The sequence below is a fragment of the Aliidiomarina maris genome (assembly GCF_003987335.1).
GTDB classification, from domain to species: domain Bacteria; phylum Pseudomonadota; class Gammaproteobacteria; order Enterobacterales; family Alteromonadaceae; genus Aliidiomarina; species Aliidiomarina maris.
This window is the reverse complement of record NZ_PIPK01000003.1, coordinates 105894-122812: the sequence shown is the minus strand read 5'-3', so window position 1 is coordinate 122812 and position 16919 is coordinate 105894. Positions and strand designations below refer to the sequence as shown.

Annotated in this window: 16 protein-coding genes; all 16 read left to right on the top strand. The window is 48.7% G+C overall.

Annotation, left to right across the window (positions count from 1 at the left end; genetic code table 11):
- The first annotated feature begins 189 nt into the window (after positions 1-189).
- The 16 genes from CWE07_RS04815 (at position 190) to CWE07_RS04740 (ending at position 16845) form a co-directional block, all read left to right on the top strand.
- Positions 190-936: a flagellar basal body rod protein FlgF gene (locus CWE07_RS04815; protein WP_111568507.1), complete on the top strand. Its 747-nt coding sequence runs from the start codon at positions 190-192 to the stop codon at positions 934-936.
- A gap of 23 nt (positions 937-959) precedes the next feature.
- On the top strand, positions 960-1748 hold the full coding sequence (gene flgG, locus CWE07_RS04810) for a flagellar basal-body rod protein FlgG (RefSeq protein ID WP_111568508.1): 789 nt from the start codon (positions 960-962) through the stop codon (positions 1746-1748).
- A 25-nt stretch (positions 1749-1773) separates the two neighbouring features.
- Positions 1774-2466 carry a flagellar basal body L-ring protein FlgH gene (flgH, locus tag CWE07_RS04805; RefSeq protein WP_111568509.1) on the top strand — a complete coding sequence of 231 codons (693 nt, stop codon included), beginning with the start codon at positions 1774-1776 and terminating at the stop codon, positions 2464-2466.
- 204 nt (positions 2467-2670) lie between these two features.
- Positions 2671-3723: a flagellar basal body P-ring protein FlgI gene (locus CWE07_RS04800; protein WP_241974074.1), complete on the top strand. Its 1053-nt coding sequence runs from the start codon at positions 2671-2673 to the stop codon at positions 3721-3723.
- A gap of 71 nt (positions 3724-3794) precedes the next feature.
- Positions 3795-4823 carry a flagellar assembly peptidoglycan hydrolase FlgJ gene (gene flgJ / locus CWE07_RS04795; RefSeq protein WP_157983220.1) on the top strand — a complete coding sequence of 343 codons (1029 nt, stop codon included), beginning with the start codon at positions 3795-3797 and terminating at the stop codon, positions 4821-4823.
- Positions 4824-4853: 30 nt separating this feature from the next.
- Complete coding sequence (gene flgK, locus CWE07_RS04790; RefSeq protein ID WP_111568512.1) at positions 4854-6947, top strand: flagellar hook-associated protein FlgK; 2094 nt, start codon at positions 4854-4856, stop codon at positions 6945-6947.
- Between the two features lie 101 nt (positions 6948-7048).
- Complete coding sequence (flgL, locus tag CWE07_RS04785; protein WP_111568513.1) at positions 7049-8272, top strand: flagellar hook-associated protein FlgL; 1224 nt, start codon at positions 7049-7051, stop codon at positions 8270-8272.
- 8 nt (positions 8273-8280) lie between these two features.
- The gene (locus CWE07_RS04780; RefSeq protein ID WP_126818978.1) at positions 8281-8703 is read left to right on the top strand and encodes a hypothetical protein; all 423 of its coding nucleotides are present in this window, start codon (positions 8281-8283) and stop codon (positions 8701-8703) included.
- A 191-nt stretch (positions 8704-8894) separates the two neighbouring features.
- A complete protein-coding gene (locus CWE07_RS04775) occupies positions 8895-9752 on the top strand; it encodes a flagellin N-terminal helical domain-containing protein (RefSeq protein WP_111568515.1) in 858 nt (285 codons plus the stop codon).
- 100 nt (positions 9753-9852) lie between these two features.
- Positions 9853-11043, top strand: a complete 1191-nt coding sequence (locus tag CWE07_RS04770; protein ID WP_111568516.1) for a UDP-N-acetylglucosamine 4,6-dehydratase — start codon at positions 9853-9855, stop codon at positions 11041-11043.
- Positions 11044-11057: 14 nt separating this feature from the next.
- The gene (locus tag CWE07_RS04765) at positions 11058-12218 is read left to right on the top strand and encodes a LegC family aminotransferase (RefSeq protein WP_111568517.1); all 1161 of its coding nucleotides are present in this window, start codon (positions 11058-11060) and stop codon (positions 12216-12218) included.
- Positions 12205-13359 (top strand): UDP-N-acetylglucosamine 2-epimerase, encoded by a 1155-nt coding sequence (gene neuC / locus CWE07_RS04760; RefSeq protein ID WP_111568518.1) that lies wholly within the window; start codon positions 12205-12207, stop codon positions 13357-13359. The genes CWE07_RS04765 and neuC overlap by 14 nt, the downstream gene beginning before the upstream one ends.
- A gap of 35 nt (positions 13360-13394) precedes the next feature.
- Complete coding sequence (neuB, locus tag CWE07_RS04755; protein WP_111568519.1) at positions 13395-14468, top strand: N-acetylneuraminate synthase; 1074 nt, start codon at positions 13395-13397, stop codon at positions 14466-14468.
- Positions 14461-15111, top strand: a complete 651-nt coding sequence (locus CWE07_RS04750) for an acetyltransferase (RefSeq protein ID WP_157983219.1) — start codon at positions 14461-14463, stop codon at positions 15109-15111. Before neuB ends, CWE07_RS04750 begins: the two co-directional genes overlap by 8 nt.
- The gene (locus CWE07_RS04745; RefSeq protein WP_111568521.1) at positions 15101-16153 is read left to right on the top strand and encodes a nucleotidyltransferase family protein; all 1053 of its coding nucleotides are present in this window, start codon (positions 15101-15103) and stop codon (positions 16151-16153) included. The genes CWE07_RS04750 and CWE07_RS04745 overlap by 11 nt, the downstream gene beginning before the upstream one ends.
- 2 nt (positions 16154-16155) lie before the next feature.
- On the top strand, positions 16156-16845 hold the full coding sequence (locus CWE07_RS04740; protein ID WP_111568522.1) for an acylneuraminate cytidylyltransferase family protein: 690 nt from the start codon (positions 16156-16158) through the stop codon (positions 16843-16845).
- Positions 16846-16919 lie beyond the last annotated feature (74 nt).

The following is a 16919-nucleotide window of genomic DNA, read 5'->3' as shown; positions in this document are numbered from 1 at the left end:
CCCAAAAAAACGCCATTGCCGTGTTGCAATGGCGTTTTTTGTTTTGGTGTTTGGTGTTTGGTGTTGTGTTGAATTCTCTATTGGCTGTGCGGCATGCACGGCATGCCCTTGGTTCCCTCCTTTAAAAATTAAGTTGGCACGTGTTCTGCATAGTCTTTGCTAAGACCGTTAGCAAGTAAGAGGCTACCAATGGATAACATGCTGTATATCGCCATGAGCAGTGCGAAAGAGAACATGAACGCCGTGTCGGTGCGGGCTAATAACTTAGCCAACGTCAACACCACGGGTTTTCGTGCCGACTTATCGCAGGCTCGCTCAATGCAGGCGTATGGCGAAGGCCACCCAAGTCGCGTGTTCGCGCTGACTGAACGTCCAGGGCAAAACTTTGCCGAAGGCGCACTGCGCACCACCGGCCGTGATCTGGACGTTGCCGTTGTAGGGCAAGGCTGGTTACACGTGCTGGATGACAACAGCGAGGAAGCGATGACCCGCAACGGTAGCCTACAAGTGACTGAAGGCGGCATGCTGCAAACTTCGGCGGGTCAGGCGGTGATGGGCGAAGCAGGCCCGGTATTTATCCCATTGCCGATTACCAATATCACCATAGGCAAAGACGGCACTGTATCGATTCAACCTCAAGGCGCACCTTCAGAGGTCCGTGAGGTGATTGACCGCATTAGCGTGGTCAACCCACCGAATGGCGAAGTAGAAAAAGGTACTGACGGCTTATTTCGAATGAAAGGCGGCGCAGAATTTCCGCTGGCTGATTTCAATGCTCGCTTGGAAGTTGGTGCATTGGAAAGCAGTAATGTGAATGCGATTGAAGAAATGACGCAATTGATCGCGTTGCAGCGTAATTACGAGCTGAGCGTGAAGATGATGAAGACCGCTGAAGAGAACGATCAGCGCTCTGAACAGTTACTCAGAATTTATTAAATTATTTAAGGCGGAGGTGGATTATGCATCCAGCACTGTGGATTTCAAAAACTGGTTTAGACGCTCAGCAGCGTGATATCTCTATCATTTCAAACAACTTGGCGAACGCGAGCACTATAGGGTTTAAAAAAGACCGCGCCATTTTTGAAGACTTGTTGTATCAAAATATCAACCAGCCGGGCGGCCAGTCGACCCAAGACACTGAGCTGCCTTCAGGCTTAATGATTGGTGCAGGTGCCAAAGTGGTTGCGACACAAAAAATCTTTGGCCAAGGCAACATGCAAACCACCGATAATTCGCTGGATATTATGATTAATGGCCCTGGCTTTTTTGAAATTCTCATGCCAGACGGCACCATTGCGTATACCCGCAATGGTCAGTTCACCTTGAACAATGAAGGTGACTTAGTTACGCCAGGTGCCGGCCACCCATTGCAGCCTGCGATTAATATCCCCGATGACGCGCAGTCAATTACCATTGCTAAAGACGGTGAAGTATCGGTGAAAATTGCCGGTGATGCGCAAAACCAGGTCGTTGGCCAAATTAACCTGGCGATGTTCATCAACCCAACAGGTCTGGAGCCGCGCGGTGAGAACTTGTATGTCGAGACCGCAGCAAGTGGTCAGCCTCAGGTCAACGTGCCAGGGATTGATGGTACAGGCTCGATAGTGCAGGGCGCCCTTGAAACCTCGAACGTGAACGTCACAGAAGAGCTGGTGAACTTGATCGAAAGCCAGCGTGTTTACGAAATGAACTCAAAAGTGATTTCGTCGGTTGATCAGATGCTTGGCTTCGCTACGCAGCAGCTTTAATGACCTTATAATGCAGGTGAATGTTATGTTTACATCCTTATGGCAAAAATTAGCCATTGCGGCTGCCGCGCTTAGCTTGGCTGCTTGTGCGAGTGCACCGCAACCAACGCCGATGCCAGACGACCCTTATTATGCGCCAATGATGCCTGAAGAGCAGGTAGAGCCAGCAGTACCGAATGGTTCGCTATTTCGCGGGCAAGCGGTCAACGGGCTCTACTCGGACATTAAGGCTCGCAACCTAGGCGATATCATTACGGTGCAGCTGCAAGAGCAAACCACCGCATCGAAGTCGGCTAACACAGGCACATCGCGTAACACCAACATTGACTTGCCGTCGCCGACTTTATTTGGCCGTGAAGTGCGGGTGGCTGGCAACCCATTGTCAGCACAGATTAACGGTGGCAGTGATTTTTCAGGCGCATCGTCAGCCGACCAAAGCAACCAATTGCAAGGTGAAATTACGGTAACCGTGATCCGCGTGTTACCCAACGGCAACCTGATTGTGCGCGGCGAAAAATGGTTAACTCTGAACAACGGTCAGGAATATGTGCGTTTGACCGGCATTATTCGCCCTCAAGACGTGCGTTCAGACAACACCATTCAGTCAAACCGTGTGGCCAATGCGCGCATTGAATACTCAGGTACCGGCAGCTTAGCCAACGCCCAGCGCGAAGGGTGGCTGACCCGCTTCTTTAATGGCCCAATCTGGCCGTTCTAGTTGCGAGCGCTTACCAGATAAAAAAACGGCAGGTTTGACCTGCCGTTTTTTTATACTTTCAGGCAGAGAACACTTTGGCACGAATTGTGAATAGCTTCCCATGTGAACAAACTTTGAGGTTTCGGGGAAGCAATTATGTGGTATTTACGCGCAAAATTTTGGCAGGTGCTTGGCTTAATTGTCTTGCTGTTAAGCACCACCACCATGTCGCAAGTGGCGCAAGCCCAGCGCATTAAGGACGTCGCCCAAGTAGCAGGGGTGCGGTCTAACCAACTGATGGGCTATGGCTTAGTGGTTGGTTTACCAGGCACGGGCGAACGTACACCCTTTACCGACCAAACCTTCCGAACCATGCTTGGCAATTTCGGCATTAACTTGCCGGAGAACCAGCGCCCACAAATTAATAACGTTGCCGCTGTTGCCGTGCACGCAGAGATACCTGCGTTCGCCAAGCCAGGGCAACAAATCGACGTGACCGTATCGTCCGTCGGTGAGGCCGACAGCTTAGTTGGTGGCACATTATTACAAACCTTTTTACGCGGTGCTGATGGCGAAGTCTATGCAGTTGCTCAAGGTAACCTTGTCGTAGGCGGCCTTGGCGCGCAAGGTGCCGATGGCTCAAGAATTGTGATTAACACCCCAACCGTCGGCCGGATCCCCAACGGTGCTATGGTTGAGCGCGAAATTGAAACCAGCTTTGCACAGAGTGAATTTATTACCTTTAACCTGAATCGTGCCGACTTCACCACGGCTAAGCGTATGGCTGAGGCGATCAACGACTTAGTCGGACCTGGCAGCGCATCACCAATGGATGCCGCGTCCGTTCGAGTGATTGCACCTCAAGACACGGCCCAGCGCGTTGCTTACTTAGCGACTTTGGAAAACATTAGTATTACCCAAGGCGAAGCGCCGGCGCGCATCGTCGTCAATAGTCGCACCGGTACCATTGTGGTGGGCAATAATGTGCGCTTGCACCGTGCCGCTGTAGCTCACGGCAACATGCAGGTCAGCATTATGGAGAACTGGCAGGTCAGCCAACCGAATGCCTTCGCCCAAGGCGATACCGTGATTACGCCCAACACCACCATTGAGGTGCAGCGTGACGATGCCCGCATGTTCGACTTCAACCCAGGTGTATCACTCAACGATTTAATCAATGCAATTAACCAAGTAGGCGCGGCGCCCGGCGATATTATCGCAGTGCTTGAAGCGCTGAAACAAGCTGGCGCGATTGACGGCGAGCTGGTGGTCATTTAATTGGTATTGAAATTGCATTGTTAGCAGATATGGCAGTATCAAACGGCAAACTTGGGTAACGACTTATGATCATGGATAGCTTTACATCTAACCATTTAGAGCAGGCACGCAATAACTCTGTGTATGACCTGTCTCAACTCGATCAGTTACGTAAACGTGGCTTAAGCAACGACGAAAGTGCGTTGCGCGCCGCGGCCCAGCAGTTTGAAGCCTTGTTCATGAACATGCTGATGAAGAGCATGCGCCAGGCCAACAAGGTGTTTGAAACCGAAGACAACCCATTGAGCTCGCGCGATGTAGAGTTCTTTCAGGACATGTACGACAACCAGCTGACCAGCGAGTTGTCGAGCCAAGGTACCCTTGGATTAGCGGATTTAATGGTGCAGCAATTAAGCCCCACTGCGACCAGCAACCATACGCCGGCGTCGATGTTGCCTGTGAACCGAGTGCCGGGTGCTGTGCATAGCACGCGTCATGCAGAAGCGGATAGCGCGAGCGTAGAATTTGCCAAGCCGCAGCAGTCCGTAACCGTGCCGTATCAAGCGGCAACAGCAATTACGGGAGAGGCAAGCAATGGCCGCAGTGACCGCCTGAATCTGAGCCAAGGTGAATGGCGCGCCAGTAACCCAATGGAATTCTTAGAGCAGTTGGCGCCGTACGCCCAGCAAGCCGCTGAACAAGCCGGTATCGCGCCAGAATCTGTATTGGCGCAAGCGGCACTTGAAACCGGCTGGGGCCGCTATGTGGTGGCACATGGTGATGGCAGCAGCAATAACTTATTTAATATTAAAGCTGATCACCGCTGGCAAGGTGAGGCGGCACAAACCCGCACTACGGAATATTACGACGGCAAGCCTCAGCGCGAGCAAGCATTTTTCCGCGTGTATGACAGTGTGGCGGAGAGCTTTAATGACTATGTTAATTTTCTCCAGTCTAACCCGCGTTACCAGCAAGCATTAAATGTCGGGCAGCAACCGCAGCAGTTTGTTGAAGCATTGCAGCAAGCAGGTTATGCCACAGACCCTAGTTACGCACGCAAGCTACAAACGATTATGAACAGCGATGTGATGCAGCAAGTAAGAGCAAAATTTGGTTTTTAAGTGTGTAAGCACGCTTAAAGGAGCGTTAGCATGTCATTCGATTTATTAAATTTAGGCAAAAATGCAACTTTGGCGCACCAGCGCTCGTTGCAGATTACCGGTAACAATATTGCTAACGTCAACACGCCAGGCTACGTGCGTGAACGGCCAATGTATACCCAAGCCAATTTCGGTCCCGGCTTGGACCGCTTGCAAGTAGAGCGCATGGTGGACCAGTTCACTCAGCGCCAAGTGCGCATCGACACGTCGCGGGCGGCATATACCGCATCGTATCTTGATCAAGCACGTCGTATCGACACGGTATTAGGCAATGACATTGGCTCAGTGATCACCTCTATCGAAGACTTCTTTGATTTGATGCAGGACACCAACAATGACCCTGGGTCACTGACTTACCGTGAGCTGCTTTTGACTGAAGGTGCGGCAGTGACTGCGCGCATGCGCGACTTTGCCGATTTTCTGGATAACCAATACGAACAGTTTAATGAGCGCTTAGAGCTGGAAGTTGATCGTGCGAATAGCTTGGTGGAGAGTATTGCAGCGATTAACCGTGAAATTTCCGCGGTTCAGAATGACAACGCGCTAGCGCAGGGTTCATTGAATAGTTTACTGAACGAACGCGACGAAAAATTACGTGAGTTGTCAGAATATGTACAGATTAATGTCAAAGACTTTGACAATGGGCGTCAAAATGTCACCTTAGCGGGTGGTCAAAGCCTGATTATGGAAGACGGCACTTTCAACCTAATTGCGCTTCAGGGGAACCCGAACCCGAACCGACTGGAGTTAACCACCCAAACCATTAGTGGCGGCAACGTCGTTAACATTCCTGTCGACATCGCAGCCCTTGGTGGAAAAATTGGCGGTATGGTAGCGTATCGTGACGAAGTGCTAGAGCCGACGCAGTTTAAGTTAGGCCAGTTAGCCTTAGGGTTTGCAGACGCACTGAACCAGCAATCGCGTTTGGGAATGGATTTAGACAACGAGCTCGGTATCGATATGTTCGACCTCAGCCGTACTGAAATTCAAGCCTTACCTTACACCAATATTAATAGTGCGCCGGGTCAAATTATTAACGTACGCCTCGAACCCGGTCAAGCAGCGGAATTAACCGCTCATCGCTATGAATTGCGCATGACTGGCACCGATACATTTCGCGTGGTCGCCCTTGACACCAATGGCCGCATCATTGGTAACGAAAGCGATTACACCGAAGCGAACTTTGCCGATGCAGATGCAGATGGCTGGATAGGTGATTTAGGCATTGGTTTGCAGTTTAATATTAGCGCTGGGACCTTCGCAGAAGGCGACAAGTTTGAGGTCAATTTCACCCAAAACGCCGCATCGAACATTTTTATGGGCATTACCCGCCCTGAAGATCTGTCGTTAGCCGCGCCGGTGCGTGTGGCTGAGGGCAGTGAAAATTCAGGCGGTGGTGTGTTGTCATTTAATGGCATGCAATCAGTGGATAACTTCTTTGATGGCAACGCGCTGGCGGGCGATGCCCCAGTACAACTTGAATACCTTGGTTTTGCCAACGGACAACACCAACTAGCTGTGCGCACTAATGACGGCGATATTATTGGCTATTACGAAGGCACCAATATGAATAACGTACTGTCGCGGGCGGTCGAGTGGGACGGCGTTGGTCCGCAGCCGACCGATGCAGCTTTTGCAGCGACGCCGCAGCTGTATGATTTTACGCCCGACTATGATGTAACGATTGTCGGAAACCCGGACACAGGCGACACTTTCAATATTGAGTACAACACTAATGGCTTTGCCGACAATAGCAACAGTGTCGCTATGAGTGAATTGCAGCGCGAAAAAACACTGCGCCGCAACCCTGTGGTTGAAGGTGAAAAAAATATGATGACCTTCAACGAAGGGTATGGCCGCTTAGTGTCGGACGTGGGTAACAAAGTTGCCCAAGCGCGCACGGCCGATGAAGCAGCAAGGGCTTTGTTGGAGCAGTCCACCGGATTCTACGAGTCAGTGTCGGGTGTGAGTTTGGATGAAGAAGCCTCGAACTTGCTCAAATACGAGCAGTCGTTTAATGCTGCAGCGCGCATTATTACGGTGTCACAAACCATATTTGACACCTTATTGAACGCGACCCGTTAACTGTTTACCCAAAAGCGCCGATAACGACGTAGGGCGGGTCATGCCTGCCGCCGCGCAAAACCAGACAACAAACACCGTTCCCCACGAAAGGAGGAATCAACATGCGATTATCCACCAGCCAAATTTATGATAAGGGCTTGAGCTCAGTCATTGACCGCCAGAATAAGCTGGTTAAAGTGCAAGACCAGATCGCACGCGAAACCAAAATTCTGACGCCCGCTGACGACCCCGCAGGTAAAGCACAAACCTTAGCGCTGACCGACCGGATTAAGCAGAACGAGCAGTTTCAGAAGAACTCGCAGTTAGTGCTGAATGACTTGTCGCGGCAAGAGTCGGTAATGTCGAATATCTCAGAGTCGCTATTCCGTGCGAAAGAGCTATTTGTGCAGGCTGGTAACGGGGCATATGACTTCAATGACCGCCAATCACTGGCGCTGGAAATTGAAGTGCTGCGCGACAATGTATTAGACATGATGAACGCGCGTAACGAAAACGGTGATTATTTGTTTGCTGGTTACCAAACCGAAGTAAAGCCGTTCGAATTAAACCCAGTGACTGGCGTGTACGATTACCTTGGTGACAACGGTGCCAAGCAAGTGCAGGTCACTTCTAGCTTACAAATTCAATCAAGTACGTCTGGCGCTGAAGCTTTTCAGCAAACCCCAGTAGAATTACGTGCACGGGTGGGCAATGTCGGCGGAGATGTGACTGGCGCCTCCACACTACTGACCGATCGCGCTCAGTTTGAGGCATTTCACCGTGCGAATTATGACAAGCAAGATCCGGCTAATAATCTGTATCAGGTAGCGCTTGATGATGGTGCGGGTACCTTTAGCGTGACGGATAGCGGCGGCAACGTGATTGCAACGGGACCGTATGTGGCAGGTGAAAGCATCGAATTTAATGGTGTACAAGTCAATCCTGAAGGCACGGCCGCAAATGGGACTATTGAAATCCGTTTAGGGCAGCCACAACAAAATATTGCCACTGTATTAAATGACATGGTGAATTTACTGAATAATCCGAACATCAATGATGCTCAGTTAGCCGAAGGAATTGAATTTGCGCTGGCTGACCTTGATGCTGCTGAGACCAGTTTAGGTAGTGTGCGAGCACGCACTGGTAGCCGTATGAATAGCGCCAACACAGCGATACTTACCAATGCAGACTTTGCCATTGCGAATAAAGACACGCGGTCACGCATTCAAGACGTCGATTACGCTGAGGCGATGACGGAATTGATCAAGCAAGATACAGCCTTACAAGCTGCACAAGCCACTTTTACTCGAATCACGCGTTTAAGCTTGTTCGATTATTTACGATAGAAGAGTACATGATGACGATTTCAGGGCAAGAATTAGCTGATTTAATGCAGGCAAGTGCACAGGACGCCGTGGTGTTTGCACGCAACGAATTTGATATTGAACTGGATGGCAGTGATGTCAGTGTTGCTTTAGCCGATGAGGCGCTAAGTAAGGCGTCGGCTCGAATCAAAAGCGCAAGCGAAGAGCAGACTATTTTCACCATAAGTACGATTTTTGGCGCTTACGTGGGTGAGGTATTTCGGCGTCAGCATGGTGGTGAGTGGATTTATGACACATCGATTGCTGATGCGCCGGCGGTGTATTTGCAATTTAATGAGTTAACCTTTGCATTTACTGGCGTTGCGTATCAACGTTTAATGCATGAGCCTCACGTCAGTTTAGCCAAATACCTTGAAGCGGCACGCAAGCAAGCTGGGCTCGCTGCTCATTAAATGGTTGTCAGATTTTGATTCGTGAGAGGCATCACTGAATTTAGGTGATGCTTTTTTGTTTTTAGCTGGAAAAAAACTAAAAAAAATACAAATCCCCCTCAAGAAAAAAAAATTCCTGCCGTTAACTTAAACAAGCAAGGCGACAGCGCCGAAATAAAATTAACGCCGCCATTATGGCCAGGAGAGCAATTATGTCTTTATATGTAAACACCAACGTATCGTCATTAAATGCACAGCGCCAATTGATGACTTCAAGTAATGGTTTGAACACTGCGTTCGAGCGTTTATCGTCAGGTTTTCGTATTAACAGCGCAGCGGATGACGCAGCAGGTCTTCAGATCACCAACCGTCAAACCTCGCAGATCAATGGTTTGAACCAAGCTGTTCGTAATGCCAACGACGGCATTTCATTAGCGCAGGTTGCTGAAGGTGCTTTGCAAGAAACTGGCAACATGCTACAGCGCATGCGTGAGCTGGTAGTCCAAGCGGACAACGGTATCAACGAAGCTGAAGATTTAACCGCTATTCAGGAAGAAATTGACCAGCTAAAACAAGAGATTAACCGCGTTGCGTCTACCACTGAGTTTTCTGGTAAAAACGTGTTAGATGGTCAACTGGATGTGGGTTTCCTTGTGGGGTCACGCGGAACCGCTGAAGAGCGCATTGAAATCACTTTGTCAGCGGGTGGCGCAGCTTCAGGTGCGTTCTCAGCCTCAGGTTTAGAAATTGACGCTGTCAACGTATCGGCATTAGACAACAGTGCGTCGAGCCCAGTTGAAGACTTCCTGACAAGTATTGACGACGCTATTGCTACCGTTGGTTCTGCGCGTGCTGAGTTGGGTGCGATTCAAAACCGTTTCCAATCAACCATTGCGAACTTGAGCAATATTGTTGAAAACGTGTCGGCAGCCCGCTCACGCATCATGGACACAGACTTTGCAGCAGAAACCGCGAACTTGACTAAGTTCCAGATTACGCAGCAGGCAAGTACTTCGATTCTTGCCCAGGCGAATCAGCGTCCACAGGCAGCGTTGTCACTGCTGGGTTAATCCCAACAAACTGTAACAAGCAATTTTTAGAAGCCGAGTCTTATACGACTCGGCTTTTTTGTATAAGCTTTGAGTCAGAATACAACATAGAGGTATTGCAATAATGGATATTCTTGGTTTGATAGGTCGCAACCAAGGGCTATTTGATTCAGATATCAATGCGCACAGCAAACAATTAATTGACTTAGTCGGCAGTAATCGTTTTTTGGTTATCGGTGGCGCGGGTTCAATCGGCCACGCTGTCACCAAGGAGATTTTTAAGCGCCACCCACTTAAACTGCATGTTGTTGATATCAGTGAAAACAATCTTGTAGAGTTAGTGCGAGATATCCGCAGCTCGTTAGGCTATATAGAGGGCGACTTTCGGACTTTCGCACTAGATGTCGGTAGTTTGGAATATCAAGCATTCTTGCAACAAGAAGGCGGATACGACTACGTGCTCAACCTTTCGGCGCTCAAGCATGTACGCAGTGAAAAAGACCCTTTTACCTTAATGCGTATGCTGGAAACGAATATATTCAATACCGAGAAGACCTTAAACCAAGCCATCATGGGTGACGCCCGAAAATACTTTTGTGTGTCAACGGATAAAGCTGCAAACCCTGTCAATATGATGGGTGCCTCTAAGCGCATTATGGAAATGTTTTTAATGCGCGGCAGCCAACATATCGACATTTCTACCGCACGATTCGCCAACGTGGCCTTCTCGGATGGTTCGTTATTGCACGGGTTTAATCAACGAATACAAAAGCGCCAACCTATCGTTGCGCCAAAAGATATCAAGCGTTACTTCCTAACTCCTGAGGAGTCAGGACAGCTGTGTTTGATGTCATGCATGCTGGGCGATAACCGCGACATATTGTTTCCGAAGCTAAGTGCTAAGTTGCACTTGACCACGTTTGCAGAGATTGCCGAGCGCTATTTAAATGCCCTTGGGTTGGAGGTCGCTGTTTGTCAAACTGAAACACAAGCGCGGCAGTTAATGGCGACGTTGCCGCAAAATAATCAATGGCCTTGCTTGTTCACGGATAGTGATACCACTGGTGAAAAGGATTTTGAAGAGTTCTTTACTGCTCAAGAAACCCTTGATATGAGGTGGTTTGAAAGCATAGGCGTGGTTAAAAGCGCATTGAACTTTGATACTGAGCAGCTTGATGTGTTCGCTCAACGTATTGCACAAATGCGCACAAACTTGGCATGGTCTAAGCAGGATATTCTCGATCAAATTCAGATATTACTACCTGAGTTCCAACATCAGGAAAAGGGGCGGTACCTTGATGATAAAATGTAAGCGATGGATATAAAATGTCACCCCATGTTACTAAATTTATCCGTGATTTATTCAATACTAACGATGCTATTCCGCTACACGCACCAGCGTTCGGTGAGCTTGAAACAGCACTTGTAGTTGACACGCTCACGACAACGTTCGTGTCGAGTGTCGGTCAGTATGTGGATGATTTTGAGCGTGGTGTGCGCGAGTACACGGGCACTAGCCAAGCCGTCGCGACCGTGAATGGAACCGCTGCGTTGCATACGGCATTAAAGCTAAGCGGGGTGCAGGCTGGCGACTTTGTGATTACTCAAGCGTTAACGTTTGTCGCCACATGTAACGCTATTCATCACTTAGGTGCCACTCCAGTTTTCGTCGATGTCAGTGAAGCGACGCTTGGACTGTGTCCAAATGCGCTTGATAGCTACTTAAATGAGCATGCCAAACTGACTGCCGATGGTTGCGTTGACACCAAGAGTGGGCGGCCTATCCGTGCGGTTGTACCTATGCATACATTTGGTCACCCTGTGCATTTGCGTGAAATACACGCCATTTGTAATCAATGGCAACTGGAATTGATCGAAGATGCGGCAGAGAGTTTAGGCTCATTTTATGATGGCCAACACACGGGCACGATAGGCCGCTTTGCTGCATTAAGTTTTAATGGCAATAAAATAATAACCACGGGTGGGGGAGGTATGCTGTTATGCCGAGATCAAGCAAGCGGGGCTCAAGCTAAGCATTTAACCACAACCGCTAAAGTTGCGCACCCGTATGAGTTTTATCATGACCAGGCTGGTTTTAATTACCGCATGCCGAACCTGAACGCCGCCCTTGGCTGCGCACAATTGACGCGACTCCCTAGCTATCTCACTGCTAAGCGGAAGCTTGCGAATGCTTATCGTACGTTTTTTGCTGACAGTGACTATCGATTCGTAGATGAACCAGCACATGGTCAGTCGAATTTCTGGTTGAATGCGGTGGTTTGCGCAGACAAAGCGTCAAGGGATGAGTTTTTGGTCAACCTGAACCGGGCTGGCATTATGTGCAGGCCGGTGTGGCAACTGATGCATCGCTTGCCGATGTATGCTCACTGCCCGGCAGGCAACTTGCAAGTATCAGAATACCTGGAAAGTCGTCTTGTTAATTTACCGAGCTCTCCCATTATAGGTCAGCAGCATGAACCCACGTAAAATAGGCGTATTCACCGCGACCAGGGCGGAGTATGGTTTGCTGTATTGGACGTTAAAAGCTATCCAGCAAGCACCCGATTTAACCCTGCAATTATTTGTGTCAGGTACTCACCTGGTGCCTGAATTTGGGTTCACCGCAAAGGAAATAGAAAAAGATGGATTTGTCATTGATGAGACTATTGAGATGCTGCTGGCTTCTGATAGTGCCGCAGCTACAGTAAAAAGCTCAGCGCTTGGGATGATCGGGTTCGCTGATGCATTGGCTCGACAACAGCCTGATGTGATGATTATTTTAGGCGACCGATATGAGGCTTTAAGCATGGCCCAAGCCTCAGTCATGATGCATATTCCGATTTTGCATGTGCACGGTGGTGAAATTACCGAGGGTGCTTATGATAATGAATTTCGGCACGCAATCACCAAGTTGAGCCATTTACATGCGGCTTCGACCGAACGCTATTGCCAGCGCATCATTCAGATGGGAGAAATGCCCGAGCGCGTTCACCACGTCGGAAGCTTAGGCGTCGAGCATTTACATAAAGTCCAATTACTCACCCGTGACGAACTTATTGCTGCACTGAACTTTGAGTTAGGTGAGGATTATGTCGTCTTGGCTTATCATCCTGAAACTCACGGTGAGTTGGATGGGGTCGAAGTTTTAGATAATATTTTTCAGGCGCTGAACCACTACCCTGAGCTGCGGGTGTTAATGACGTTTCCAAATGCAGATAGTGGTGGCAGAGCGCTGATACAGCGCATGCAAACTCAAGCCGGTCTATATCCCGAGCGCTTTTACGTGACATCATCGTTGGGCCAGTTGCGCTTCCTGAGCGCATTAAAACATGCTCAAGTTATGATCGGTAATTCGTCAAGCGGTATTATTGAAGCACCCTCGGTTGGTACTGCAACTGTGAACATCGGTAATAGGCAAGCGGGAAGAATAGCCGCCCAATCGGTGTTCCACAGCGAGACAAGCATCAGTGCGATTAAAACCTCAATAGATCAGGCTTTGACGTTTAGTTCTTCGATGAGTGAGCCGATACATAATCCATATGATGCTGGTTGCGCTAGCGAAAAAATGCTGAACATCTTACGTAAGCCTTTGGTGAGTAAATACAAGAAATTCTACGATATTAATTAGCTGAAAGTGATGAGTCTGGCCAATTAGAGGTGAGTATGACGTTTATTATAGCTGAAGCAGGGGTCAACCATAACGGCTGTGTAGAGCGCGCTCATGCATTAGTGGACGCTGCCTATAAGGCTGGCGCTGATGCTGTGAAGTTTCAGACATTTACCGCTAACGCCCTTGTGACCGCTGAGGCCAAGCAAGCGAGCTATCAGGCTCGCAATACGGGAAAGTCCGAATCTCAATCGAAGATGCTACAACGCCTGGAGCTAGATCGAAGTGCACACCGCGCTTTGCTGGAACATTGCAAAAGTCTGAATATTGAATTTCTTTCTTCAGCATTTGATACCGATAGCTTAGATTTTTTGACCGAAGACTTAAGTCTACGTCGGCTAAAAGTAGCATCGGGCGAAATAACGAATGCACCTTTTCTCATTCGGCACGCGCAAAAGGGTTGCGATATCATTCTGTCTACTGGGATGTGTTCGTTAGCCGACGTTGAGTGTGCGTTGAGTGCGTTGGCGTACGGCTTTTTGAATCCAGATACATCAGTGAATCAACAGCCAAATTTTGCTGCGGCATATGCTAGCCCAGCTGGTCGGCGCGCGCTGATTCAGCATGTGACAGTTCTGCATTGTACGACAGAATATCCGGCGCCTATTAATGAGGTTAATTTACGCGCCATGCAGACTTTGGCTGCATCTTTTGGGTTACCAGTTGGATATTCCGACCATAGTTCGGGAATTACCATTCCCATTGCTGCAGTAGCGTGCGGCGCGCAGGTGATTGAAAAGCACTTTACCTTAGATCGTACGTTACCCGGGCCCGATCACAAGGCATCATTAGAGCCACCTGAATTGGCAGCGATGGTGCAGGCGATTCGACAAGTTGAATCGGCATTGGGGGACGGCATAAAACGTGCAACGGATTCCGAAATTGCGAATAAAGCGGTGGCGCGTAAGAGTTTGGTGGCAAGTCGAGCGATTAAGCGAGGTCAATTAATTCAGCCTGAGGACCTAGTTTTAAAACGGCCAGGTACAGGCTTGAGTGGTTTCGATTATTGGCGAGTTGTCGATAGAGCTAGCCGCCGGGATTACCAAGCAGGGGACATTATCATTGAATAAGCCAGTGGTCATAATAGGAGCAGGCGGCCATGCGAAAGTTGTTTTTGAGATAGCTTGCGCACGAAATGTCGAGCTGATCGCATTGATTGATCCGCAAATATCAATTGCGCCTATGTTTGACGGTATTGAGCATTGGTTAAGTGACACTGAAATTTCCAAGTATTCCAGCAATGATTTTGAGTTAGTTAATGGTTTAGGTTCTCTACCAGGACAGCCTCGACGACGTGAACATGTATTTTGCGTGGCAAAAAATTCAGGTTTTAAATTTATTACTTTGATTAGTCCGCAGGCTTTTGTCTCACAATATGCGCAGCTGGATGAGGGTGTGCAGGTTGTAACCGGTGCTGTCATTCATAGTGCTCAAATTGGCGCAAATACATTAATTAATAGTGCAGCGGTGGTCGAGCATGATGTCGTTATCGACAAACACTGCCATGTGGCGCCAAATGCGACTTTATGTGGGGGCGTTACACTCGCTGAAGGCGTCCATGTGGGAGCAGGTGCTGTGATATTGCAAAATATTCGAATAGGGAAGCACGCTGTAGTGGGTGCAGGCGCAATCGTCACGCAAGATATTCCTGCCTATGCGACCGTGTTTCCGGGCCGAGCAACGATACGATTAGGTGCTAAAAATGAGTTTTAATTGGGTCGATACCGTGGTTACACCTGAATCCAGCGTGCAACAAGCGTTGGTTAAGTTAAATCAAACTGGGTCAAGAATCGTCCTAGTTTGCCAGAACAATAGGTTGCATGGGGTCGTTACTGACGGTGACATTCGACGCTCGTTGTTAGCAGGTCAAGGTTTAGATGCACCCGTTAGTCAGGTTATGAACGATAAACCACTTACGCTAGGTAAACAAGTGCCACGTAGTGAGGCATTGCGCTTGATGCGAGAGAAGCAAGTGTTAGCGATTCCTATCGTGAGTGATGTTAATGAGTTGCTTGGGTTATACACACTGGCCGAATTAAGTACCTCCAAAAGTATCGATAACCCTGTTTTTATTATGGCCGGTGGATTTGGCACTCGCTTGAGACCACTCACTAATATAACGCCAAAACCTATGTTAAATGTGGGCGGCAAGCCTGTGTTAGAGACTTTAATTTTACGTCTTAAGCGGCACGGCTTTGTAAACTTTCATATTTCAACGCATTACCTTCCTGAAGTCATACATCAGCATTTTGGGGACGGTCAACAGTTTGGGGTAAGCATTCAGTATGTTCATGAAGAGTCACCGCTTGGTACCGCTGGTGCACTGGGACTATTAGATCCGGAGCATCTTAAATTACCCATGCTGGTCGTGAACGGCGATATCTTGACTGCGATTGATTTTGAGCGTTTGCTGGAATTCCATTTGCAAAATAATTTCGCCGCTACCATGTGCGTCCGCGAATACGAACATCAGATTCCATATGGCGTCATTCAGGGGGAACAAGGTCGAATCTGCAGCATTGAAGAGAAGCCAACTCAGCGTTGTTTTGTAAACGCTGGAATGTACGTATTGAACCCCGAAGTGATTGATGCATGTGTATCAGGTGCGCATATCGATATGACCGATTTATTGGCCACTCAGATGCAAAATCAGCAGGGAGTCGGGATGTTTCCAATCCATGAGTACTGGTTGGATATTGGCCGTATGGACGATTTTCAGCGCGCACAATCTGACATCGAAAGCTTAGGTTTGTGACCATGAATATAGCGGTTATTCCTGCACGTGGTGGCAGTAAGCGATTGCCAGGTAAAAATTTACGGTTGTTTGCCGGTAAGCCGCTCATTGCGTGGACGATAGAATGCGCGCTAACCAGCGGTTGTTTTTCGAAGGTATTGGTAACTACTGATGACCCGGATATCGCATTAGTAGCGAAAAGCTGGGGTGCTGAAGTTCCTTTTTTGCGTCCCGCGCATTTAGCCACCGACGCAGCGAGCAGTCAGGATGTTCTAGCGCATGCTATTACCGATATGTCGGACGGAAATGGCGCTGACGTTAATTATGTTATGTTGTTACAACCCACCTCCCCGCTACGTCAGGTGAGCGATATTCATGCTTCATTTCGGTTGTTAGAGGAAAAAAATGCGGATGCGATAGTCTCAGTTTGTGAGTCGGCAGTGCCTTTGAGCTTGTGCAACCAGCTGCCAGACAATCACGTAATGACTAACTTCGTCACGCCAGCATCGACTGGCACACAAAAAGCACTTTACTATCAGTTGAATGGTGCGATTTACCTCATGACACGAGCGGTCGCCCTTGACCTTAGTCAATTGTACGAAGCACCCACTCAAACCTTTGCTTATATAATGCCCCAGAGTCGCTCCGCAGACATCGACACTGAGTTAGATTTTTTGTGGGCTGAATTCTTGGCACAGCAAAAAATTCGCTAAAGCTTTTCTACTTCTGGCCGTTAACTTTACCAAGCAAGGCGTATCGCCGCTAATAAGTTTCAACGCCCCATTGA